At 55.2% G+C, this 23,857-nt stretch carries 16 protein-coding genes and 1 pseudogene; 8 read left to right on the top strand and 9 right to left on the bottom strand.

Annotated elements, in window-relative coordinates; genetic code table 11:
• Positions 1-329 precede the first annotated feature (329 nt).
• The 4 genes from rsgA to NYE24_RS23630 all read left to right on the top strand — a co-directional run bounded on the left by rsgA (position 330) and on the right by NYE24_RS23630 (position 3,260).
• Complete coding sequence (gene rsgA, locus NYE24_RS23645; RefSeq protein WP_083678148.1) at positions 330-1,403, top strand: ribosome small subunit-dependent GTPase A; 1,074 nt, start codon at positions 330-332, stop codon at positions 1,401-1,403.
• The gene (locus NYE24_RS23640) at positions 1,400-2,407 is read left to right on the top strand and encodes an aminoglycoside phosphotransferase family protein (RefSeq protein WP_342476800.1); all 1,008 of its coding nucleotides are present in this window, start codon (positions 1,400-1,402) and stop codon (positions 2,405-2,407) included. Before rsgA ends, NYE24_RS23640 begins: the two co-directional genes overlap by 4 nt.
• 150 nt (positions 2,408-2,557) lie before the next feature.
• Positions 2,558-2,761, top strand: a complete 204-nt coding sequence (locus NYE24_RS23635; RefSeq protein ID WP_036696905.1) for a helix-turn-helix transcriptional regulator — start codon at positions 2,558-2,560, stop codon at positions 2,759-2,761.
• Entirely contained in the window at positions 2,751-3,260 is a 510-nt protein-coding gene (locus tag NYE24_RS23630; protein WP_342476799.1) for a DUF3278 domain-containing protein, read from the top strand. Before NYE24_RS23635 ends, NYE24_RS23630 begins: the two co-directional genes overlap by 11 nt.
• Positions 3,261-3,394: 134 nt before the next feature.
• On the opposite strand, the gene guaA is transcribed toward NYE24_RS23630, so the two are convergent.
• The 5 genes and pseudogenes from guaA to NYE24_RS23605 form a co-directional block, all read right to left on the bottom strand.
• Positions 3,395-4,933 carry a glutamine-hydrolyzing GMP synthase gene (gene guaA, locus NYE24_RS23625; RefSeq protein ID WP_036696906.1) on the bottom strand — a complete coding sequence of 513 codons (1,539 nt, stop codon included), beginning with the start codon at positions 4,931-4,933 and terminating at the stop codon, positions 3,395-3,397.
• Between the two features lie 382 nt (positions 4,934-5,315).
• Positions 5,316-6,492, bottom strand: a pseudogene (locus tag NYE24_RS23620) (IS3 family transposase).
• 336 nt (positions 6,493-6,828) lie between these two features.
• On the bottom strand, positions 6,829-9,246 hold the full coding sequence (locus tag NYE24_RS23615; RefSeq protein WP_342476798.1) for a transglutaminase domain-containing protein: 2,418 nt from the start codon (positions 9,244-9,246) through the stop codon (positions 6,829-6,831).
• Positions 9,215-10,687, bottom strand: coding sequence for a DUF58 domain-containing protein (locus NYE24_RS23610; RefSeq protein ID WP_342476797.1), 1,473 nt, complete (start codon positions 10,685-10,687; stop codon positions 9,215-9,217). Before NYE24_RS23610 ends, NYE24_RS23615 begins: the two co-directional genes overlap by 32 nt.
• Before the next feature lie 213 nt (positions 10,688-10,900).
• On the bottom strand, positions 10,901-12,313 hold the full coding sequence (locus tag NYE24_RS23605; protein ID WP_036700120.1) for a polysaccharide deacetylase: 1,413 nt from the start codon (positions 12,311-12,313) through the stop codon (positions 10,901-10,903).
• Between the two features lie 108 nt (positions 12,314-12,421).
• Between NYE24_RS23605 and NYE24_RS23600 the strand changes: the two genes are divergently transcribed.
• Both NYE24_RS23600 and NYE24_RS23595 read left to right on the top strand, forming a co-directional pair.
• Positions 12,422-13,102 (top strand): DedA family protein, encoded by a 681-nt coding sequence (locus NYE24_RS23600; RefSeq protein WP_341028606.1) that lies wholly within the window; start codon positions 12,422-12,424, stop codon positions 13,100-13,102.
• Between the two features lie 37 nt (positions 13,103-13,139).
• Entirely contained in the window at positions 13,140-14,093 is a 954-nt protein-coding gene (locus NYE24_RS23595) for a YafY family protein (protein ID WP_076161326.1), read from the top strand.
• Between the two features lie 324 nt (positions 14,094-14,417).
• Here the strand turns inward: NYE24_RS23595 and NYE24_RS23590 are convergent, their stop codons facing one another.
• A complete protein-coding gene (locus NYE24_RS23590) occupies positions 14,418-15,950 on the bottom strand; it encodes a DHA2 family efflux MFS transporter permease subunit (RefSeq protein WP_036700084.1) in 1,533 nt (510 codons plus the stop codon).
• Positions 15,947-16,399, bottom strand: a complete 453-nt coding sequence (locus tag NYE24_RS23585) for a MarR family transcriptional regulator (protein ID WP_036700082.1) — start codon at positions 16,397-16,399, stop codon at positions 15,947-15,949. The genes NYE24_RS23590 and NYE24_RS23585 overlap by 4 nt, the downstream gene beginning before the upstream one ends.
• Positions 16,400-16,551: 152 nt before the next feature.
• Between NYE24_RS23585 and NYE24_RS23580 the strand changes: the two genes are divergently transcribed.
• Positions 16,552-17,238 (top strand): DinB family protein, encoded by a 687-nt coding sequence (locus NYE24_RS23580; protein ID WP_342476796.1) that lies wholly within the window; start codon positions 16,552-16,554, stop codon positions 17,236-17,238.
• A gap of 496 nt (positions 17,239-17,734) precedes the next feature.
• Here NYE24_RS23580 and NYE24_RS23575 read toward each other — a convergent pair whose 3' ends face one another.
• Complete coding sequence (locus tag NYE24_RS23575; RefSeq protein WP_342476795.1) at positions 17,735-22,021, bottom strand: acyl-CoA dehydratase activase-related protein; 4,287 nt, start codon at positions 22,019-22,021, stop codon at positions 17,735-17,737.
• Positions 22,022-22,141: 120 nt separating this feature from the next.
• Positions 22,142-22,603: a thioredoxin-dependent thiol peroxidase gene (gene bcp, locus NYE24_RS23570; RefSeq protein WP_076161320.1), complete on the bottom strand. Its 462-nt coding sequence runs from the start codon at positions 22,601-22,603 to the stop codon at positions 22,142-22,144.
• Positions 22,604-22,705: 102 nt separating this feature from the next.
• On the opposite strand from bcp, the gene NYE24_RS23565 reads away from it, so the two are divergent.
• Entirely contained in the window at positions 22,706-23,764 is a 1,059-nt protein-coding gene (locus NYE24_RS23565; RefSeq protein ID WP_076161318.1) for an LCP family protein, read from the top strand.
• Positions 23,765-23,857 lie beyond the last annotated feature (93 nt).

Below are 23,857 nucleotides of genomic sequence, written 5' to 3'. Positions count from 1 at the left end.
TTAACCTGAATTTGCTTAGAAATAAGCAATCAATTTTCTTACAAGTTCCTTATCCGAAAGGGGATGTTTTAATTGGCTACTACTTATATGGTGGTTTCAGTTTAGAACTGCATAGCAGGCATACTTCTCACAAAAATCGGGCAAAGCCCCGTATTATTTGGTATGCCATCCCAAGTAACCTTTCGTGAATATTGCTGTTTGCGGGGTACGATGAAGGTCGTATCTTCTTTGCATCTTGATGCCGCAGATCAGCAGCTTCTTTAAGAGGCTGCTGTTCCGCGGCATTTTTGCGTCCACAAAACAACATCATAAGGAGCTAAACCTAAAACATGATTAATCTAAAAACCTATGGATATACAGAAATAGAGGAAATTCCTTCAGGGCTATTGCCCGGCAGAATTACAGAGCTCCGGCGGGAGCGCTTCACAGTAATCACAGAGCGGGGTGAGCTAACCGCTGTACTCAAAGGCACATTCTATCATAGTGCTGAATCGCGTGAAGACTTCCCTTGCGTGGGGGATTTCGTCCTGCTGCATCCGAATAAGAGCGGAGATTCGCTTATTGTTACGCTTCTCCCCCGCCGTTCCAAGTTCTCGCGGGCGAATTATTCCGGCCATGCCGCAGGCTATACCAAAACCATTCTGGAGCAGGTCGTGGCCGCCAACTTCGATTATGTCTTCATCCTGTCTTCCCTGAACTGGGATTTCAATGTCACCCGGATGATGCGGTACCTGACCCAGGCCAGACAGAGCGGCGGCCAGCCGGTCGTCATTCTGACCAAGGCTGATCTCACCGAAGACTACAGCCTACCGCTGGCAGAAGTCCGGCAGAGCATGCCGGATGTTCCGGTGCACGCCGTGTGCAGTCACAACGGTCTCGGTCTACATGAGCTTGATGCCTACCTCAAGCCAGGTTCAACTATCGTCTTCCTCGGCATGTCCGGGGTCGGCAAATCGTCGCTGCTTAATGCGCTGATGGAACAGGATGTCATGAAGGTTAGTTCGATCCGGGAGGAAGACAGCCGGGGACGGCATACGACGACCCACCGTCAGTTGTTCATGCTCCCCTCGGGAGCAATGGTGATCGATACCCCAGGGATGCGTGAACTAGGGCTGTTCGATGCCGACGAAGGCATCTCTGCAGGCTTCGCGGATGTAGAAGACTTGTTCACCAGATGCCGGTTCAGCGACTGCCGCCATGAGTCCGAGCCGGGCTGTGTGGTGCTCGCCGCACTGGCGGATGGTTCCCTGACGCATGAACGCTGGGAGCGCTACAAGGCCCAGCAGCAGGAGAACCGGTTCGTTCAGAATAGAACACACTATCTCAGGCACAAGGATGCCCAGAATCAGTCAGCTGCGATGCAGCGTAAGCAAATGAAGAAAAACGGAGGACGAAAAAAATGAAGATTCCAACTGAAGCGTTATATACTGCACTAAGTGCGCTTTTCAAAACAACGATTACATCTGCTGACTACCAGACGTTACAGCTACATGGCGGGACCTTGGGGGATGTGCAGCTGGTTACCGGAACAGCCGAAACGGCTGACGGAGAGCAGCTGCCGTACCGTATTGTGCTGAAAATCCAGAAGAAATGGGAACGTTACGATGATCCGCATTCCTGGCGGCGGGAATATGACCTCTACGCTTCGCCACTCGATGCAACCTTCACAGAATCCTTCCGCTGGCCGGTGTGTTATCATGCTGAGATGAATGAAGCCGGGGATGAAATGAGATTATGGCTGGAATATATGGATGGCATCTCAGGCCTGAACCTGACCGGTGATATGTATGAACAGGCGGCACTGGAGCTGGGACGCTATCAAGGCAAATTATACGCAGCGCAGCCTGAAGTGCTGCAGAGTCTGACCAACCTGAGCCATGCAGATCTCATGAAGAACACCTATCTGCATTACCGGTCCTGGCCGCTCGTCTACGACTATATCCGTTCGGAGGAATGCGACTTCCCGCAGCATATCCGGCAAATGCTCATCGACATCGACGAGCAGTCGGACGATATTTTTGCCCGGATTGAAAAATTGCCCCTTGTACTGTGCCACCGGGACTTCTGGGTAACCAACATCATCTATACTGGCGGGACCATCGCGCTGATCGATTGGGATACCTCGGGCTGGGGCTACCTCGGCGAGGACATCGCCAGCCTGATTGCGGATGAGGCGGATCTTGATCACATGATTGAATACTATCAGCGGTGTGTCCCTGCTTATTACCGGGGCTTCACGGAATATGCGGGAGAGATTGCCCCGCTTACCGGCCACTGCGTCTACGAATTCATCCTGCTCGTGTTCGGATACAGGATGGTGGAGGGGTATCTTCATACGGATAGTGATGACAAGAAGACAGAGTGTCTGGCTACGCTGGAGAAGGTGTATGAATTGAAGAGCTTGTAGCAGTCCGCCTAAGCGGGAAGAACTCCAAACCCTAATATAGGGTTTTGGAGTTCTTTTTTGTCATATATAATTGACATATAAACTTATGGAGAGTACCATGAACATAGAGTTAGTCATATATATATGACTTTTTATCAAGGAGGAATCGATATGAACAGGGTTGCCGAATACAGAAAACGCTCCGGTTTGTCGCAGCTTGCCCTGTCGAAGGAGGTCGGAGTTGCCCGGCAGACGGTCAATCTGATTGAGAATGACAAGTATAATCCTTCATTGGATTTGTGCGTTAAGCTGGCCAAGGCCCTGAACTCTGATTTGAATACACTTTTCTGGGAGGTAAACAGTAATGCTGAGTAATATGGAGAAGAGAATGCTAAAGCCATTTGTTGGCTATATAGAGGAAAGGGATGAGTATCAGCGGGGAGAGATTCATCGTATTCTTGCCGGTGCCTGCATGCATGCCTTGTATCTGACGTCTGGTCTTATGCTCATCAGCTTAATTATGGATAACATCAACCACACATTTACATTTGGAACTATGGCTCTCTTCATTGTGCAGCAGTTCGTAGCCTACTACATCCTTATCCGGCTCCGAAAAACCGGAGTTGCCGAAACGGAATATGATATAAATGCAGATTATGAAAAAACAATTAAAGCATTGAAGAAAAAGTTTTTCTTAGCGGGTGCCCAATGGGGCTTCACTATGTTCGTCCTGATGGAGTTCCTATTCCCGGCGTTAGCTGGCGAGAAGATTGACATCGGCCTGTTTAATATTCTGCTCTGGTGTACCGCAGGTGCCGCCTTTGGCATCATTACATACTTTCTTCAAAAAAGAAATATTAAAAAAATCGTTTAGAAATAAAAGCGGGAACAGCTTTGACGATCTTTTAAAGGACGGTACCGTTTCAGCGAGAAATAGAAGGATAAAAAAACTCTCTTCTATTGGCAGAAGCCTGCCGGTAGAAGAGAGTTTTTATTTTCAACCTATGTCTATTCCCATTCGATGGTTGCTGGCGGCTTCGAGGTAATGTCGTAGACGATACGGTTGACGTTATCAACTTCGTTGACGATACGCACGGAGATTTTCTCCAGTACATCCCATGGGATACGTGCCCAGTCGGCGGTCATGCCATCGATGGAGGTTACGGCACGAATGCCTACGGTGTAGGAATAGGTGCGCTCGTCCCCCATTACGCCAACACTCTTCATGTTAGGGAGAGCAGTGAAATACTGCCAAATCTCACGGTCAAGACCCGCCTTAGCGATCTCTTCACGCAAAATATAGTCGGAGTCGCGGACGATCTGCAGCTTCTCTTCGGTCACTTCACCCAGCACACGAATCGCCAGACCCGGACCCGGGAAAGGCTGACGCCATACGATCGCATGCGGCATGCCCAGCTCTTCACCCAGCTTCCGGACTTCGTCCTTGAAGAGAGTGTTCAGCGGCTCGATCAGACTGAATTTCATATCTTCCGGCAGCCCGCCCACATTGTGGTGCGACTTGATCGTCTGCGCTGTAGCTGTACCGCTCTCTACGATGTCTGTATACAGTGTACCCTGGGCCAGGAACGCGAAGTCACCCAGCTTGGCCGATTCTTCGTCGAAGCAGTAGATGAACTCGTTGCCGATGATTTTACGCTTCTGTTCGGGATCGGACACACCGGCCAGCTTGCCGAGGAAGCGGTCACGGGCGTCGATTTTGACAACATGGATATCGAACTTGCCGACAAAAGTCTCCATGACGCTCTCCGCTTCACCTTTACGCAGAAGACCGTGGTCGATGAACATACAAGTCAGCTGATCGCCGATCGCACGGTGAATCAGCATCGCCACAACAGAGGAATCCACGCCGCCGCTGAGTGCGCACAGCACCTTCCGGTCGCCGACTTTATCACGGATGTCCTTAACAGCATCCTCAATGAACGACTCCATCGTCCATTTGCCCTCGCAGCCGCAGACCTCGTACAGGAAGTTCGAGATCATCTCATTCCCCTTCACGGAGTGGCGTACCTCAGGATGGAACTGAACGGCGAAGAATTTGCGTTCATCATTACTCATGGCTGCAATCGGCGCGCTCTCTGTACCGGCATCCAGTTTAAAGCCCTCCGGAAGCTCCACTACATGGTCCCCGTGGCTCATCCATACGGTCTGCTTGCTCTCAAGGCCCGCTGCAAGCACGGAGCTGGGTGCGAATTCCACATCTGCTTTGCCGTACTCACGCTTGGCGGAGCGTTCCACCTTGCCTCCCTGCTGCTGTGCCATCAGTTGCATCCCATAGCAGATCCCGAAGATCGGCAGCCCGAGCTCGTAAATCGCCGGGTCTACATGTGGTGCATTCTCCGCATAGACACTGCTTGGCCCGCCTGAGAATACAATCCCTTTGGGCGATAAAGCCTTAATCTTCTCCATCGGTGTATTGTACGGCAGAAGCTCGCTGTATACCCCCAGGTCACGAATTCTGCGCGCGATAAGCTGGTTATACTGTCCCCCGAAATCCAGAACAACGATCATTTCATTTGGCTTGTTCATTACTTGCCTCCCTTGATTATTGGATTCATTATACTCATGGTTAATTCTCAGCGTCAAGGAAATGGGGTCCCACTGCTTCAAGGTTTTGGGCTGGCTGTGGTTGGGATGGAGGGAATACCTGCACAGGGCAAAGGTAGCGGAAACAGGCTCGTGGCTATGACTGTATTGAATACCTGCAGATGAGCAAATGTCTGCCGATTCACCGCTGCCGGGAGCCGACACCAAGTTATAGGGATAAAGAGAAGAATTGTAGCCGTGGGCTGGCGGTGGATAGTGTCTGGCATGGGGAGCGTGGATTTAAATATGGTCGGTTTTTCGATTACATTTGCCCCAGGTGCCCACGCAGTGGTCATACCCCTGTCAAGTAGACAGATAAAAAAAGCTAAGCAGCCAGCGCGTGCCGATACTCAATCGGCGCGCGCTGTTTCAGTTTCGCCTGAAAACGTTGGTAATTGTAAAAGTAGATATACTCCTCAACTGCTTGATGAATCTCTGCTTCTGACTTACACTGGTGAAGGTACAACTTTTCTGTCTTCAGATGCGAAAAGAAGGATTCGATGCAGGCGTTATCCAGGCAGGTTGCTTTGCGAGAGTGGCTGCCCTTGACGCCGAATGCCTCTAATCGTGTGTTGTACGCCTGAGACGTGTACTGAAAGCCTTGGTCCGAATGGAGCACGGCCTCAGACACGTCTCTTTTCCGCGTCCACTGTTCAACCGTATCCAGGACGAGGTTTACGTCGTTTCGCTCCGAGATCTGCCAAGCTACAATTTCATTGTTGAAGAGGTCCTGAATCGCAGACAGATAATAAAAGCGGGTGCCGTCTGAGATATACGTAATGTCCGTGACTAGCTTCTGCTGTGGGGCTGTCGCATGAAACTTACGCTTTAACCGGTTCGGGTAGACCACGGAAGGAGCAGAGCCCGCACGACGCCTTTTCTTGCGAATGACGGACTGGATCGATAGCTCTTTCATGAGCCGCCATACCTTCTTGTGGTTGACGAGGTAGCCTGCCTCCCGCAGGGCTGCCTGCATTCGAGGGTACCCGAAATAGGGATGAGCCAGGTGAATCGCCACCATATGCTCTTTCATAGCGTGCTCTTGCTCATGGGCCTCCATTCGTCGAGCCTGTGTACCTCGCCACTTGTAGTAATTCGCCCGCGATACCTCTGCAATGGCTAATAGGCGGGTGACGCCATGTTGGTCACGTAGTTCTTCAAGGATGGCGTATTTGTCGTGTAGTCCAAGCTTCCCTCCCTTTATAGATTTGGATACCGCTTTTTTAAGTAGTCCACCTGTGCCTTTAAGTAATCTCGTTCTTCTTCTATACTGGCAAATGTAGATCGTGGACGTCCTTTTAAGGGGCTTGTTACCCCTTTTGGTGTATGGAGTGGCTCCCCATTCCGATATTTCTTTACCCATACTTTAAGCTGGGTACAGTTCACAATCCCCAACCTGTCGGAGACGACCTTATAGCTCTCCCTCCTGTACAATAGGCTTGAATAGCCTCTTTCTTGAATTCCTCTGTGTACGATTGAAATACTTGTCCCTTTTTGGCCATACCAAAATCCCCTCCATGGTCACTCACTTCCTCATGTTAACACATGAGGGTTTTTACGAGTGTCTACTTGAAGGGGATAATACCAACGTCGCCCATTGTGATCGGTTTTTCGATTACATTTGGCCCTCGTGCCCGCGCAACGCCGAATGTAGTCGGTTTTTCGATTACATTTGCTCCTCGTGCCCACGCAGCGCCGAATGTAGTCGGTTTTTCGATTACATTTGGCCCTCGTGCCCATGCAGCGCTAAATGTGGTCGGTTTTTCGATTACATTTGGAGCGGCAAGCTTAGCCGTCACAAAGACGTCCGCTGCAAATGCAGGGACGCCGCTTCTGGATCAGGTTAGATGGAAGGTGATCATCAGGCACCGGGCCATGAAAGCCTCTTCGTCCTTGGCATCGGCAGCATTGGGTGGCGACGAGGGCGACATAGGCGCGGAAGGCGTAGAGGGGGCGGCGTCTCCAGAGGAGCCCGACGCCGGCAAGGGCACGCCGCCTCCGGCGCCGCCATACGCCAGGGTCTCCCACTGGCGTACAAACCCCCGGACGGCGGCGCGCAGCCGCCCGTCCTCGATAGCCAGGGAGTCTGCATACTCCCTGGCGGTAACCCCGGGCAGCGGCGGCCCATACCGCGCCGCCAGCCCATACCAGGCCAGAGCGGCGGCGCGCAGCTGCCGCTCACGGCCAAGCCTGCCGGCGCGGCGCACGGCCGGCAGCAGGGCCAGGCTGCGCCGCCAGCGGAGGGCGGCAGCCAGCACCAGCGCCGCCAGCGCGAGCGGCGCACGGTCCGGGCCGCCCGCCTGCGGCAGGGCGGCAGTGAGCGCGTCCGCGTGCAGCGCAGCGGAGCGGCGGGTGTCCGGCAGCGCGGAGGCCGCAGCCGGGTCCGTAGCAGCCGCGCCGAGGGCAGCGGCGGAGGGCGTGGGGTCGAAGGGGACCCAGCCCGCGCCGGGGAAATAGACCTCGACCCAGGCGTGGGCATCGCCGCCGGTCACGCTGTAGCGCTGCGGCACAGAGCCGGGCACGGCGGTTCCCGGGCCGTAGCCCTGGACGTACCGCGCCGGAATGCCGCTGCTGCGCAGCAGGACCGTCATCGCAGTGGCAAAATGCACACAATAGCCCTGACGGGTCCCGAACAGGAAATCATCGGTGAAATCGGCACCGGACGGCGGCACACGGGTCTTCAGCGAATAGGTGTAGCCGTCCTGAAGATAGCCGGCTATAGCTACGGCGGCATCGTAACGGCTCGCCGCAGCAGTGGTAAGATCGCCGGCCAGTGCACGTACTCTGGGCGGCAGAGCAGCGGGGAGCTGCAAATACTGGCTGCGGACCCCGTCAGGATCACTCCCCTTCAGCTTCCGCAGCGCTGCCGGATCACTTGGCGGCAGAACAGACTTGACAGTATACTCCGTAACCCCTGCGGAGCCGTAGACTTCCGGCAGGCGGAAGCTGAGCCTGTCAGGGCTAGTCAGCACGTAACCCAGCTGGCTTCCGTCTGCAAGCCGGATGTTCTGTACGTCTGTTATCGCGCCTGCGCTGAACAGCGGCACACCTCCGGTGGAAGGCGAAGCGAGCTGAATCCGCTGGATAAATGTCTGGCCCCCGGCGGATGAAGCATTCGCCAGAGCGGGCACCGCCCCGGATAGGCGGGGCAGATTCAGCGCTGAATACGCGGCTCCGCTCCTGATCCAGCGGCGGCCGTCATAATACGCCATGCTCTCCCCCCGCGAGTAGTAGGGACGGGACGCAGTGACCGTGAAGGCCGCCTCCGCGCTGGGTGTCAAGGGCATGCCAAGCTCTCTGTCCTCCATACTGTAGCCGGTGCTGCCGGTGCCGGGTACGCCTGTCTCCTCCGGCCTTTGCGCCGCAGCCCAGTGCTCCAGCTTGTCCAGCACCGGCTGCAGTGTAACCGGGGCAGCCGGGCGTGCGCCCAGCCCTTGCCCGGCTATCCAGGCGGCCAGCGTTACCAGCACAGCCGCCGATAACGCCCCGGCTCCCCAGCGGGCGTAAGGAAGAACCTGCCTTCCTGTCCGTTCTTGCAGGTGGAGCAGGCCGCTGAAGGCCCGCAGCCACAGGATCAGTCCCGCCGTCACCAGGACATCCCCGGAAGTATTAACGGCATAGCCCATATCCAGCACCAGCAGATACACCAGCGTTACACCGGTGAACAACGCAATACTTCCCCTGTACAGCGCGAGTTGCTGGACAGAGGACACCAGCAGTCCCCAGCCCAGAACCAGAATCAGCAGTCTGCTGTCCTCGCTTAAGGCGGAGATCCGGCCGGAGAACAGCAGCAGGGCATCCTGTCCGCTTTTCTCCATGGCATAGACCTTCAGCCACCCGCCCCCGCCTCCCGCAGCAGCACAGAGGCCATACCAGGTCATGAAGATTAGCAGAAACTGACCGCTTGCCTGTACAAGACGGGGCAACAGCAGACAGCCCCATGCGAGAAGTGCTGCTGCAGAGAGCATCAGGAGCCGCAGGAGCTGTGTATGGTCCGCTGCCGCAGACAATCTGTAGAGCGGCAGCAGCCACAGACCAAAGACGCCCATAATTGCCAAAGAGAACAGGCCGCGATAATACAGGGGGCTGTCCTCTCTTTTACCTGCGGTGCTGTTCTCTGCAAGTTCTGATTCCTGTATCCCTGCCGCTGTAAACATGATGCTTCCGTAGCAGCGCTGCCTGCTGTGGGTTGAGCCCTTCGGACTGGCGCCATCCGCACTCACTCTAGCAGGAGGTGGAGTTATCCGGGAATCCATCAGGCTCCGCCCCCTTGTACCCTTGTGCAGGAGCAGCATTGCTCAGACAGTGAATCCTCGCTCCAAGCCGCATTAGACTTCCTGCAATCGTATCCGAGGCAGGCAGTCTGCTGTCCCCGTACACCGCGGGATCATGCCCCGATGTTGCCCAGTCCTCCGGTGCCAGCCTGCCGCTGCTGGACAGCTCCGGCATTGTACCCGCTGCTCTGGCGGGACTCCGTACAGGATTACCGGGAGTCCGGCTCGGAGAAGGCTGGTCCCAGACATAATACAGTTCCACCCTGATTCCCTGAACCAGGAAGCGGGCCAGCGTTCTCGCCGACTCCTCCTCCAGCCGGCCGGTAATGACGGATACCGTCATCCCGGGGATCCAGCTCTGTGACGCATCCTCCAGCAGTCTGCTGAGACTCTGTGAGCCGGAGGGAGCAATCTCTGTAAGCAGATCCCGGACCCTCCCGGGAATCTGGCCCAGCCCCTCATGCCTAGCCATCCCTTCCGGCCAGCCGCCGCTGAAGAGCTGGATGTAGCTGCCGGAGCGCTCGGCAAAGAGCAGCAGCCCCATAGTAGCCGATACCGCCTGTTCAAAGGCCGGGATCACCGACCTCCGCTGGCTGCGGGGAACATGCGCACCACCGGGAATCTCATAATCCGCCGGACTGCTCGCAAGCACGATGCAGGTCATCTGCCCCGCTTCACGTTCCGGCACTCTGCTCTGCAGATTGCCTTTACGGGCGCTGCTCTTCCAGTGAATCCGGCTGAACGGATCACCCGGTGCATAATCACGGATATCCGCTGCTTGCGGGCTGCTATGGTTCCCCCGCCCGGATGCACGGTCTCCGGAAAGCAAGCCGGTATCCGGCACTGCTGCGCCCATATATAGAGCTCTTGGCAGCACCTTGAAGCCTGCCTTGCCGCCCGGCTGGCAGCCGCCTGTGAACAGCCCCGGCAGATCTCCCCAGGTTACACTGCACCCATGAAGCTGATGCACGCCTCTTGGGACAGACAGCAGCTCATACGAATATTTGAAGGAGCGCCGGAAGCCGGGAAACAACAGCTCCTGATGGCTGCCCCCGCTCCAATAATCTGTAACAATCATCCAGGGCAGCGGGATTCTGGCGTTAAAAGAAATCTGAACCTCCACAATAGCGTCATCCCCCGCAGACAGACGCGCAGGAGCAATCGTGCGCTGGACACTAACTCTCCGGGGACCGCAGAGCTGCATCAGCAGGCCGCCGGACATAACCACTCCGCCAGCTGTCAGCAGCAGCAGGAGCGATTCTCCGCCGCGCCACATATACAGCCCTCCGGTAACCGCCATCAGGAGCAGCATTCGCCCCCACTCCTTGGCTGCGCGGCGGATGCGCTTCCGGGGGAACCCTGCAATCTCTGCATTCCCGTACCTGCCCAGCTGTGAATATACCTGTGATTTCTGATCTGTCAATGATGATGAGGACAAGGAGGACACCCTTCCATGGTCATAGACTAGCCCCCTGACAGCCCGTGGTTTCACTGGCTATACCGCTTGCTGAGGCCTGTTGCTATCTATTCTTTCCACGAAAAAGGATGCCCAGACATTCAGCAGCCGCTTTTCCCCGCCAGCTCTCCCTGTTCTCTGCTCTCCTTGCCGTTCCCTCCTCCCAACCGGATATCCGCCTTAAGCTGCGGTGACCCTGCGCTCCTCTGCATTTACAAAGGCTTCCGCACCCGGATGACCTGCCGCCTCCAGCAGCATACGCAGGGGTACCCAGAGGGAGGAGCCTTGGAGCTGTACCTGTGCCGCCTTGTACTCTGCTGTACCGTCCGGCCAGTGAATGCCCACCTCCTGCCTTTGTGAGTCTAACGTCATGCTGCGGCCGTTCCAGCTTACAGCTGCGCTGCGGGTAGCCACATCCCAGCCGACCCGTCCGCCCAGCCGTTCCACGGTGGCGCGTAGCGGAACATAGTACTGCCCGTCCTGTAGACGGTACTCTCCGGGCTTTAGCTTGGTTTCCATCCCGCCAATCTCAAGCGCAAGCGCCTTGCCTGGTGCAAACAACTCCGCATTCGGGGCAATATTGACCGATATCCAATCCTGTGACGGTTTGCCCCGATGAAGGGAGGCTGCCTTGGAAGACACCCTGAACTGTACGGGATCACTCTGCGCATCCAGAACACCGAATCCATAACCGGCTGCTCTGTAGCGTTCAATGATGGCGGGCAGCGCCTTGGCGCTCTGTTCATGGCCCGATCCGTCATGCAGCAGCAATACCACACTGGAAGAGGTCAAGTCAGCCACAGAAGCCTGTACAATCTCCGCAGCGGGCACTCCCCGGCGGCGGGAATCCCCGCTGTCCACAGTCCAGTCCATCACCCCGTAGCCTGCCTGCTTCAGCAGATTGAAATATGTACTGTCGAAATGGCCGAACGTGCCGCCCGGCGCACGGACCAGCTGCGGACGGACGCCTGTGATCTCACGTACCGTTTCCTCCGTCTGTTTGATTTGGCGCCAGAACTCCTTGAAGCCGCTATATAAATCATGATAGTTATGATTATAGGTATGGTTGCCGATAGCATGCCCTTGCTCCCAGATGGCCTTGATCAGCTCGGGACGGCCTGCGGCCTGATCCCCCAGCACGAAGAAGGTCGCCTTAACCCCCTGCTCCTGCAATATGCTAAGTACCTTGGGAGTAACTGCGCTTGGACCGTCGTCAAAAGTCAGATAGACCACCTTCTCCTTGCGGTGTCCCGCTGCCGGAGCAGCTTTTCCCGCAGCAGCGGATACTTGAGCAGGACGCTCCGCACCTGCTTTAGGGGCTGAACCGCCCGAAATGTGCAGCTGCCGTAATTCTGCGGTTGTCATTCTGGCCGCTGCCGGGCGCAAATCTTGCACCGGGACAGCCGGAGCATTATTCTTAGAGAGTAGAGGTAACGTACTGCCTGCTTCAGCCTGTAGGGAGTACTTACTCCGCGAACCGGAAGAATTCCCCTGCCCTCCATAAGCTGACACACCCAGACTTAGCACAACAGCAATAACAAGCAACCCGCAGATCATGATGCGGCGGATAGGATTTTCCCGGTTGTTCTTCATCTTCTCTACCTCCAGCATTCTATTGGCGCTTCCGCACCATTTGGTAGATTGTATGAAGACAAGCTTCAGAATAGAATTGGCGCGCAGCCTTTGGAGAGTGAAGAATTTATGGATATGCTGAAATGGATACAGGAATTGTTTGCGAGCTATGGATATAGCGTATTGTTCTTCGGGCTTTTGCTCGAATTTATCGCCCTGCCTTTTCCCGGGGAGACCACGATGGCCTTCGCAGGATTTCTCTCTTTCACGGGGAGGCTGGATTTCTTCACACTGGTGATCGTAGCCTTCTTAGGGACTACAATCGGGATGACCATCACTTATTTCATCGGACTGAAGGCCGGTCTGCCCTTTATCCAGCGGTACGGCAAATGGTTCATGTTCTCTCCCGCCAAGCTGGAAAAGACACAGCGCTGGTTCGAGAAATACGGCAGCGTGCTGATTTCCATCGGCTATTTCATCCCCGGCGTCCGACACTTCACCGGCTATTTTGCCGGGATTATCGCCCTGCCCTTCCGTAAATTCGCTATGTATGCCTATGGGGGCGCAATATTCTGGGTAGTGTTATTCCTCGGAATCGGCAAAATCTTCGGCCCGCAGTGGATGGGCATCTTCCACCTGATCGAATCCTACGCCCTTTGGATTGCGGTAGGTGTGCTGGCCATCGCCGCGCTGATTGCCCTCTACCGTTACCGGGCTGCCATTTCTCTCCGGCTGCGCCGGCGCAAGCCAGTGGCTACGCTTGAACCCAAGGTCCAAGTGAAGGTTAAAGAAACCTCCAAGACCCGTTAATCCACACCTTACCTAACGCCTGAAAGAAGGTTTTCCTGTGAAAATAGACCGTCTGCTCTCCATTGTCATTCTGCTGCTCAACCGGCCGCTGATTCAGGCCAAGGAGCTGGCCGATATGTTCGAGGTCTCCGTGCGTACGATTTACCGCGATATAGACAGCATTAACAGCGCAGGCATCCCTGTGGTCACCTATCAGGGATCAGGGGGCGGCATCGGCCTCATGCAGGGCTACCGGCTGGACCGCAACGTGTTATCGGAACGCGAGCTGGCCGATATTTTCAACGCGCTGCAAAGCGCCTCTTCCATCGGAGGAGGAGGCCATCAGCTATTGATGGAGAAAATCAGCAGTGTCGTCCCTCCCTCCCAGATCGCCGCCTTCCGCAGCCAAACCACCCGGATGATTGTCGATTTCTCCCCCTGGGAGCTGACAGGCCCGCTGGAGGAGCGGCTGAGCCTTCTTAAAGAAGCCTTGGAGAAAGAGGTTACGGTCACTTTTGAATACATAACTGCCGAAGGCAGGGTAAGTCTGCGTACGGTCGAGCCGTATACGCTGGTTCTCAAGGGACCGTTCTGGTACTTATACGGGTTCTGCCAGGACCGTCAGGATTTCCGCCTCTTCAAGCTGCTGCGGATGAAAGCGCTGGTGAAGGAGAACAGGCACTATATCCGCCAGGATATCCCGCTTACAGAATTGCCGTGGAGTAGTAGCTGGAAGGAACCGCAGAATCTCACGCCGGTCAAGCTGCGTTTCGCGCCGGAAGGCAAGCATCTCGCAGAGGAATACTTCGACTGTGAGACGCTCCAGCGGGATGATACCGGCGGATACACCCTAACGCTCCAGTACCCTGAGAATGACTGGCTATACGGCTTCCTGCTAAGCTTCGGGACCGTCCTGGAGGTGCTTGGACCGGAGCATGTCCGCCGCAGATTAGGCGAGGTGGCCCGCGGCGTCGCGGCGGCATATTCAGCAGATCTGGCGGAGATGCAATAACCGCCATGCCCGCATTCAAGCATGTACAATCTTTCTCCATCCGCATCCGAACCTGAATCCATGTTGTCAGGTTTGCCGGTATATACTCTAAGGGAGAAGCTGGTTATGGGCTGGGGAGGTGCAGGGCAGTGGGGCAGTTCTGCATCCTCTCCAGACGCAGGAAAGACGATCCGCTATAACCGTTAACGGTTATAGCGGATCGTCTTTTTTAAAATATAAGAATTTATCTGTTTCACACGATAAATCGTCCTGCTATTTCTCGCTGAAACGGTACCGTCCTTTAAAAGGACGGTAAAGCCGTTTCCACTTGTACTGTAAACAGGATTATGCTCTCTGTGATTTCGTCAGGTTCGGCTGCGGCTGTCCGCCTTCCGCTTCTTCCGTCTTCAGGAAGTCGGGCTGCGGAGAGGTCTTGCGGATGAACAGCGCCAGCACCAGGGCAACAACAGTTACCCAGGTCGCTACAGCGAACGCATGGGTAATCCCGTTAATCGTTGCGTCCTGTGTAAGCTTGAGCATTGCAGCCTTATCGGTCTTCGACACCGCTCCGCTTACCAGCGCATCGGTAATGTTGCTCTTCGTACGGTTAGTCATCAGGCTGACGAACAGGGCCATCCCCAGTGCGCCGCCCACGGTACGCAGGGTGTTGGACATGGCTGTACCATGGGAAGCCAGACGCTGCGGCAGCTGGTTCAGACCAGCGGTGACGATAGGCATCATCAGCATCGACATCCCGAACATCCGGGCCGTATACGTCAGGATCAGGTGAGTATAGGTGGTAGTGGTGCTGATCTGGCTGAATTCCCAGGTCGTCACAGTGGTGATAGCAAGGCCGATAACCGCCAGCCATCTGGCGCCGATTTTATCAAATATAATTCCGGTGATCGGTGACATAACGCCCATCAGAATCGCACCCGGCAGCAGCATCAGTCCGGATTCCATCGGTGTGAAGCCTCGGATCGTCTGCAGATAGATCGGCAGCAGGATCATCCCTGCATACATAGCCATGGTGACGATAATGTTGATCACAGTAGTAAGTGAGAACATATTGTAGCGGAAAATCCGGAACTCAAGCAGCGGCTTATCCGCGGTCAGCTCACGCCACACGAACAGACCCAGAGACACGATACCCAGGATCAGACAAAGAATAACGGTCTTACTTCCCCAGCCGTCTGTTCCGGCGTCACTGAAGCCGTAGAGCAGCCCGCCGAAGCCCAGGGTCGATAAGATCACACCCGGTTTATCCAGTTTCGGAGAAGTCAGCTTGCCGACATTCTGCATAGTCTTCATGCCGAGCAGCATCGAGAAGATGGCCAGCGGAAGCACGATGTAGAACAGCACGCGCCAGGAATAGTTCTGCACGACCCAACCGGATAAGGTAGGTCCGACAGCCGGAGCAAAAATCATCGCAACCGCCATCAGCCCCATTGCCTTGCCCCGTTCTTCAATCGGGAAGATGCGCAGGAACACAATGTTCATCAGCGGCATCAGAATTCCGGCACCCACGGCCTGAATGACTCTGCCGACCATAATCATCTCAAAGCCTGTTCCTATTGCACAGACTAGAGTACCTATCGAAAATAACATCATTGCTGTCGTAAAGAGCTGGCGGGTCGTAAATTTCTCCACCAGATAGGCGCTTATCGGCACAAGCACACCGTTAACCAGCATGAACCCTGTCGTCAGCCATTGGGCCGTATTGGCGAGGATATTCAGATCCTCCATCATTTTGGGCAGCGCCACATTCATCAGTGTCTGATTCAATAACGCCACGAAGGCGCCGATCAGGAGCGCTGCGATAATCGGGCCTCTGCGGACCGTCTTGGACGGTGCATTACCGGCTGTAATTGTACTCATAGCTTCTTGTTGTCTCTCCCTTGTTCTAGAATTCGGATAATTTCACCATGCAGCCGCAGCAGCTCCTGTACATCCTCCGCAGGAATATTTGCCATTGGCTGCAAATGTCTTCGGAGTGACTGTCTGCTGAGCAGACGGATCTCCTTGCCTTTCTCAGTCATCGCCAGCTTGAATATTCGTCTGTCGCTCTGCGAGCGTTCCCTGGTAATCAGTCCGGCCTTCACCATCCGGTCCACCACCCCGCTGGCTGCGCTGTTGCCCAGATGCAGAAGATCGGCCAGCTCCGTGATCCCGATATCGGGATGCAAGGATAATTTACGCAATACCATCAGCTGGGTAGATGTGATGTTAAGCTCCTCTGCATCCTTCCACAGAAGCTGCTGGAAATTATGAGTAATGCAGCGGAAAGAGGACAGAATATCGTCCAGTTGCTTTTCCTTTTCTTCCAAGCCTTATCCCTCCACAAACATAATGCACAATAATACTTCGCATACGAACTATTTTACAATTTACCTATTTATCCGTCAATGATTTTCTTGCAGAAATTTTCTGAAAATCACTTATTTTCACGATATGAATTTTACGAAAAGAGGGGTTTATAATGAATACGGAACAACGTCATCACTGGAATGCGCAGCACAAAATCTTGTCGGGGATCATCTCCCTGCCGGATGAGCATGCTAAGGCAGTCACTTTGTCTCTGGAGCTGCACTCAGCCCTCTATGCTTCTGAAGGCAGGAGCGCGGAACAGACGACTCTGGAGGACTCCCTATGGGACCGTTTGTTAGAGTCCACCTTACGAAGCTACCCCGTGCGTACGCCCGGAAGCCGTAATTCTATAGTCTGGCATCTGTGGCACAGTGCGAGAATCGAGGATATTACGATGAACCTCCTGGGGGCAGACCGTGAGCAGGTGCTTCATTCGGAGCATTATGCAGAGAGGCTGCAGACGCCCTTCATTCATTCCGGCAACGGGATGAGCGAGCAGGATATCGCCGCCCTCAGCGCAGAGATCGATCTCGGAGCGTTGGCAGCGTACCGGTGTGCTGTCGCGGGCAGAACCCGCTGCATCCTCTCTGCGCTGCAGCCGGGCCAATTCACGGCCAGAGCCACACCGACGCAGTTCCGAAGAGTCAGAGAGGAGCAGGCCGTCCTGGAAACCGAGCAGTGGTTATTCGATTATTGGAGCGGTAAGACGTTCGCCGGCCATGTTCTGATGCCGGTTACACGCCATAATTTCGTCCATCTTACCAAGGCCATGCGTGTGAAGCAGAAGCTCCAGCGGTAATCGGCTATTCTTGTCTAGCCTGGAACAAAGCTTAAAAATTTCGAGGAACCTGCAATGAAGCCGCCTTCTGCCTACAAGCAGGTAGCCCAGATGCGGTGCTGACCGGAAGCAGTTGGATAAATGTATCTTAATTTGACCAGATTTGGGGGTTAGCCGGAAGCAAGTGGATAAACACCATCTGTTTAGGACAGTTATCGCTACTATGGATGAAACGGGTAGATTTAAGTGCCTTTTTTCCAATTGCTGATTCAGCAGCAGCCTAATTGTGCATTAGTAGTTGGAGAAAATCCACTTGTTTCCATTCTCCATTCCCCATTTCCTGTCCCACATAACCGTCCCCCATCCCGCCTGAGCATATCTCTCCCCCAAGAGGCCAGGCCCCCGTCCAAGGTTTTTTTCGCGCGTTTCACGCACGAAGGCCAAAAAAAGCGGACCGGAGTTTCCTCCGGTCCGCTCTTCATTTACTCAACCGCTGCTTATTCGCAGGCGGCTTGCTCTATCCTTGGCAGCCCACACCTCCGGCCATGACAGGCACCAGCTGTGCCAGATCGTCCGCTGACGGCTGGGTACCGGCAGTAAGGCCGCTGGCAATCGACATCATCAGCTTGATCCGGTTGGCCTGGTTGACCACACTGACTCCGGCATCATAATCAATGGCGACGATGTTCGCACCAGAATATAGCTCCTTAAGCCCCTTAATCATCCCGCGCCCGGTAATGTGATTGGGCAAGCAGGCAAACGGCTGAATGCAAGCAATATTGTTCACACCGTTATCCAGCAGATCCATCATCTCCGCCGTCAGGAACCAACCTTCGCCCATCTGGTTGCCAACCGACACGAGGCGGCTTGCCTTCTCGGCCAGACCGTAGATGTTCTCCCGGCCTTTGGATAGTCCAGCCTGCTCCAGTGCTACCTTGACCGGCTTGCGGTAGATTTCAAGATAGGAGATCAGCATGGGATTGATATAGCCCAGCCGCTTGCTTTTGCCGAATTGCTCGGCCTTATAGATGGGATTGTAGACACAATAGAAAATGAAGTCCAGGAAATCAGGCATCACGGCCTCTCCGCCCTCGGCCTCAATCATGTCGATGATATGGTTGTTGGCATCCGGATGGAATTTGATTAGAATCTCCCCGACAATGCCCACCTTGGGCTTCTCTACCAGGATGACCGGCAGCCGCGAGAATCCGGCAACAATCTCACGGGTCAGCCGCTTATATTCGCGGAACGAGAAGTTTGACAGACTGCCCTTGCAGCGGTCCATTCCCTCGCGGAATAAGGCCTCTGCGCTTCCCGGTACTGCTTCATACGGTCTGAAGCGGTGCAAGAGACGCATCATCAGATCCCCGTAGCAGGCTGCGGCGATCAGACGGTTCGCCAGCTTCAGGCTGATGCGGAAGCCCGGCTGGTTCTCCATCCCGGAGGCATTCAGGGAGATGACCGGGATCTGCCCCAGATCAGCATCCTTCAGCGCCTTGCGCAGCAGGGAGATATAGTTGGTCGCCCGGCATCCGCCTCCAGTCTGCGACATAATCACAGCAGTCCGGTCCGGGTCGTAATCGCCGCTCTTCAGTGCCGACAGCATCTGCCCAATCGTGACAATCGCCGGATAACAGGCATCATTGTTGACGTACCGTAGGCCTTCCTCCGTCTCCTGCGGACCAGTCGATTCCAGAATTTTCAGCCGGTAGCCCGCATCCTGGAAGACCCGTTCGAACAGCTCGAAATGAATCGGTGACATCTGCGGGGCAAGGATGGTATAGCTATCCTTCATTTCTTTGGTGAACGGCACATTGACTTGCGGCTTGTAGAGCAGCTGCGGCTTAACCTCACCTCTCTCGCGCTCACGCATCGCGGCCTGGAGCGAACGCAGGCGAATCCGCGCGGCTCCGAGATTGCTGATCTCATCGATTTTGATAAGCGTGTAGACCTTGTTGTGACGCTCCATAATCTCCTGAACCGCATCGCAGGTGATCGCATCGATCCCGCAGCCGAAGGAGGTAAGCTGGACCAGCTCCAGATCATTTCTTCCCGCCGCCAGCCGGGCTGCACGGTACATCCGTGCATGGTAGGTCCACTGGTTCACTACGCCAACGTCCCCTTCACTGTGGTCCAGATGGCAGATCGAATCCTCGGTCAGCACCGCAAGTCCCATACCCGTAATCATATCGGCAATCCCGTGGTTGATCTCAGGGTCGGCATGATACGGATGCCCGCAGAGCAGAATTCCCTTCGTGCCTGTCTCCGTGAGGAAGACCAGCGTCTCCTCGCCCTTGGTACGCACATCGTTCTTCGCCTGTTCCGCTTCCGCCAGTCCCGCCTGGACAGCAGCCGCAATCTCCTCCTTAGGCACCTCGGCGAAGGTTCGCGCCAGCACCCGGGTCAGCGCCGGAATATCGTCGAAGGTCAGGAACGGGCTGACCAGCGGAACCCCCTGCTCCTTCAGGCCGTCCATATTATTACGGATCACCTCGGGGTAGGAGGCAACCACCGGGCAGTTGAAGTGATTCTGCGCCGCATCATCCTCCTTCTTCTCATACACCACCGCCGGGTAAAAGATGAAATCCACGCCCTGGCCGATCAGCTGCTGCACATGCCCGTGAGCCATTTTGGCCGGATAGCAGATGGATTCCGAAGGAATGGTATCCATTCCGCTCTCATACAGCTTCTTACTGGACTTCGGAGACAGCACGGTCCGGTAGCGCAGCGAGGTGAAAAAAGTATGCCAGAACGGGTAATTCTCGAACATATTCATGGTGCGCGGAAGACCAACCGTCCCCCGGACCGCCGCCACCTCAGGCAGGCCCTCGTAGGCGAAGAACCGCTCATATTTATATTGCATCAGATTCGGCAGCGTGTTCTTCTCTTTCTTGCCGCCTGCGCCGCGTTCACAGCGGTTCCCCGTCACATGGAAGCTCTTGTCCGGGAACCGGCTGATAGTCAGCGCACAGTTGTTGGCACAGCGGCTGCAGCGGCCTGGAGCGACGGAATACTGGAAGCTCTCCAGCTCCTCCGGTCCGAGAATTGTGCTGATTCCTTCCAGCGCAGCTTGTTCTCTGGCAATCAGCGCACAGCCGTAAGCGCCCATCACACCGGCGATATCGGGTCTGACTACCGTTCTTCCCGTAAGCAGCTCAAAAGCCCGCAGGACAGCCTCATTATAGAAGGTCCCGCCCTGAACAATGATATTCCGGCCCAGATCTTCAGGATTACGGATCTTGATCACCTTTTGCAGCGCATTCTTCACCACGGAATAAGCAAGCCCCGCCGAGAGATCAGCAAGTGTCGCCCCCTCCTTCTGGACCTGCTTCACCTTGGAATTCATGAACACGGTACAACGCGAGCCGAGATTCACCGGCCCCTTCGATTCGAGCGCAGCAGCGGCGAATTCCTCTATGCCAAGCTCCAGTGCGGAAGCGAAGCTCTCCAGGAAGGAGCCGCAGCCCGCCGAGCAGGCTTCATTAAGCATCAGGCTGTCAATGGCTCCCCCGCGGATCTTGATGCACTTCATGTCCTGGCCGCCGATATCGAGGATGAAGTCGACCTCCGGCATGAACCGGGAGGCTGCCTTGTAGTGGGCCACCGTCTCTACTTCCCCGCCGTCCATCCGTAGCGCTGCCTTGACCAGACCCTCGCCATAACCGGTTGCGTAAGCTCCCGCAATGTAGCAGCCAGAGGGCAGAATTCGGTAGAGCTCCTTCAGCGCGTCCGTAACCGACTGCAGCGGATTGCCTCCATTGCTCCCGTAGAAGGTATGCAAAATCTCATCCGCCGCTCCGGTAACCACCAGCTTTGTCGTGGTCGAGCCGGCATCAATGCCGAGATAGACCGGCCCCTGGTAAGCAGCCAGCGCGGAGCGCGGTGCTGTAGCCTGACTGTGACGGAGTCTGAACTGCGCCAGATCCTCCGGCGCTCTGAACAGCGGCGCCAGCTCTGCATCCTCCGCGCGGTCCTGTGAGAAGTCTACCGCCATGATCCGCGCAATCCAGCCGCTCAGCGGCAGGAACACGGGATCTGACTCGGCAAGCGCTGAACCGATGGCGACGAAGTATTGCGAGTGCTCGGGGAACAGCACCTCGTCCTCCTTCAACCCCAGCGTCTCCGTGAACCGGTCCCGCAGAGCGGACAGGAAGGTCAAAGGTCCCCCGAGAAAAGCAACACGCCCACGGATTGGCCGTCCGCAGGCCAATCCGCTAATTGTCTGGTTCACGATGCTCTGGAAGATCGAGGCCGCCACATCCTCGCGCCGCGCCCCTTCATTCAGCAGCGGCTGCACATCGCTCTTGGCGAATACCCCGCAGCGCGAAGCGATGGGATAGATCCGCTCATGCTTCACCGCGAGCGCATTCAGCCCGGCAGGGTCCGTCTGCAGCAGAGAGGCCATCTGATCGATGAATGCCCCTGTACCGCCTGCACAGGCTGTGTTCATCCGCTGCTCAATGCCGCCGCTGAGATAGATGATTTTGGCATCCTCTCCACCCAGCTCAATCGCGGTATCACATTCTGGAATCCGTCCGCTGATCGCCCTCGTGCAGGCAATGACCTCCTGGACAAACGGAATCTCCCCTAGCTTAGACAGGGATAAGCCGGAGGAGCCGCTTACGGTGAGCGCTGCTTCACTGCCGGGGAACCTCTGCTGAACCTCTGAGAGCAGGGTGACCGCCGCCTTTTTTATATCACTGAAATGACGCACATAATCCTGATATATAATGATATCCCGCTGCATAACTACCAATTTGGCCGTAGTTGATCCGACGTCAAGCCCAATACGCAGTCTCTTCATGCCATCCCCCATACCTTGCTCCAAATTTGAAGTAATATGAGGCAACTATATCACGAGTGAGCGTGGCTATAGCTGTTAGAAAAGTAACAGACAAATACAATTAATTCCCAGCATACTTAATTATTTCACGATTTGTTCTAATGCGGCCTCTACATGGCCCTTCACTCTGACCTTTCGCCACTCCGCTCTCAGAATGCCTTCCTCATCAATTAGAAAAGTAGAACGGACAATGCCCATGAATTCCTTGCCGTAGAGCTTCTTAAGCTGCCATACGCCGAATAATTCACTCACCGTATGCTCCTCATCGGACAATAGCGGAAAGGGCAGGCTGTTCTTGGCAATAAATTTGCTGTGCGAGGCCAGAGGATCGGCGCTGATTCCCAGGACAACTGCCCCATTCGCAGTAATCGTATCGTGGGCATCACGAAAATCACAAGCCTCTTGAGTGCAGGCCGGAGTACTGTCCTTGGGATAGAAATAGAGCAGCACCTTCCTGCCGCGATAGTCGCTTAAGCTGATGCTAGCCCCTGTTGAGGCAGGGAGTGTGAAGTCCGGAACCTTGTCGCCTATAGTGATATTCATTTATTATTCACTCCTTGTAATATGGTTAATGATTTCTGAAATTGCGTGTCTTCCCAAAAGAAATTATAATGTAGAGAATGTGAACTGGAAAGGACGAACGAAATGCCGCCAAGAAAGAACCGGCACGCAAAAGCCGGCAAGTCAAAGAAGAAAACGCTGCTCTGGACTCTGGCAATCATACTCCTTTTAATTATCGGAGGTCTGGTTTACTATTTCACTGCTATTTACAACCAGCTCGATAACCTCCACAAGACAGGCGAAGATTCTCCGTGGGCCAATGTACCGACAGCCTCGGCAGAAGCCGTAAAACCTCCCGAATGGGAAGGCACAGAGCCGGTCAACATCCTGCTTATGGGCGTGGATGGCCGCGGGGTGAAGAAGGGCGAGGTGCCGCGTTCCGACACCATGCTGGTAGCCTCACTTGATCCGGTAAAGAAGAAATTCTATGTCTTCTCTATTCTGCGTGATACGTATGTTGATATTCCCGACCACGGGACCCAGCGGATCAATGCCGCCATTACTTACGGACCCAATACGGCGATGCAGACGGTAAGCGACCTGCTCGGCATTCCGATTCAATATTATGTCTATACCGATTTCCAGGGCTTCATTAAGCTGGTGGATGCCGTGGGCGGTGTGGACTATGAGGTCGAAAAGGACATGCGCTACACCACTAAGGCAGACGGGCCTGAATACGATATTGATCTCAAAAAAGGCTTCCAGCACCTGGACGGAAAAATGGCGCTGCAATATGTACGCTTCCGCCATGATGCCACCTCCGACTTCACCCGGACCGAGCGCCAGCGCGGCTTCCTTAAGGCGGTGGCGGACAAGGTGATCAGCACCACTTCGATCATCAAGCTGCCGAATATTCTCGGTCAGGTTACGCCTTATATCGACACGAACCTTGACGCGAGCGACATGTGGAAGCTGGGCGCTGTAGGTTATGACAGCTCTATGGGCGGCAGCGAGCAGATTCCGCCGATGAAGCTGATCCGGGAGAAGACCCTCAAGGACGGCTCCCAGGTGATAAGCTTCAGCAGCGAGAAGGCACTGAAGCAGTTCGTAGAGGATACACTCACTGCACCAGAACCATCGCCAACTCCTGGAGCAGAGGCTTCACCAGGCAGCAGTCCTACAGCATCACCGGGAACAAAGTAACATCCAATATAACCATGCTTGGCACACGGGGCGGGCGGACAGCGGGAATCAGCCGCGGTTCGCCCTTTCCCATGGGCGCAAGCCAAGAAGAAA

Source organism: Paenibacillus sp. FSL H7-0350, from assembly GCF_038593195.1.
Classification (GTDB): Bacteria; Bacillota; Bacilli; order Paenibacillales; family Paenibacillaceae; genus Paenibacillus_AQ.
This window is presented reverse-complemented; position numbering and strand designations above follow the sequence as displayed.

Bases quoted from the DNA above. Each gene is read 5' to 3' on its own strand.
- rsgA (WP_083678148.1), top strand. From the start codon at position 330: ATGATTAATCTAAAAACCTATGGATATACAGAAATAGAGGAAATTCCT.
- NYE24_RS23640 (WP_342476800.1), top strand. From the start codon at position 1,400: ATGAAGATTCCAACTGAAGCGTTATATACTGCACTAAGTGCGCTTTTC.
- NYE24_RS23635 (WP_036696905.1), top strand. From the start codon at position 2,558: ATGAACAGGGTTGCCGAATACAGAAAACGCTCCGGTTTGTCGCAGCTT.
- NYE24_RS23630 (WP_342476799.1), top strand. From the start codon at position 2,751: ATGCTGAGTAATATGGAGAAGAGAATGCTAAAGCCATTTGTTGGCTAT.
- guaA (WP_036696906.1), bottom strand. From the start codon at position 4,933: ATGAACAAGCCAAATGAAATGATCGTTGTTCTGGATTTCGGGGGACAG.
- NYE24_RS23615 (WP_342476798.1), bottom strand. From the start codon at position 9,246: ATGGATTCCCGGATAACTCCACCTCCTGCTAGAGTGAGTGCGGATGGC.
- NYE24_RS23605 (WP_036700120.1), bottom strand. From the start codon at position 12,313: ATGAAGAACAACCGGGAAAATCCTATCCGCCGCATCATGATCTGCGGG.
- NYE24_RS23600 (WP_341028606.1), top strand. From the start codon at position 12,422: ATGGATATGCTGAAATGGATACAGGAATTGTTTGCGAGCTATGGATAT.
- NYE24_RS23590 (WP_036700084.1), bottom strand. From the start codon at position 15,950: ATGAGTACAATTACAGCCGGTAATGCACCGTCCAAGACGGTCCGCAGA.
- NYE24_RS23580 (WP_342476796.1), top strand. From the start codon at position 16,552: ATGAATACGGAACAACGTCATCACTGGAATGCGCAGCACAAAATCTTG.
- NYE24_RS23575 (WP_342476795.1), bottom strand. From the start codon at position 22,021: ATGAAGAGACTGCGTATTGGGCTTGACGTCGGATCAACTACGGCCAAA.
- bcp (WP_076161320.1), bottom strand. From the start codon at position 22,603: ATGAATATCACTATAGGCGACAAGGTTCCGGACTTCACACTCCCTGCC.
- NYE24_RS23565 (WP_076161318.1), top strand. From the start codon at position 22,706: ATGCCGCCAAGAAAGAACCGGCACGCAAAAGCCGGCAAGTCAAAGAAG.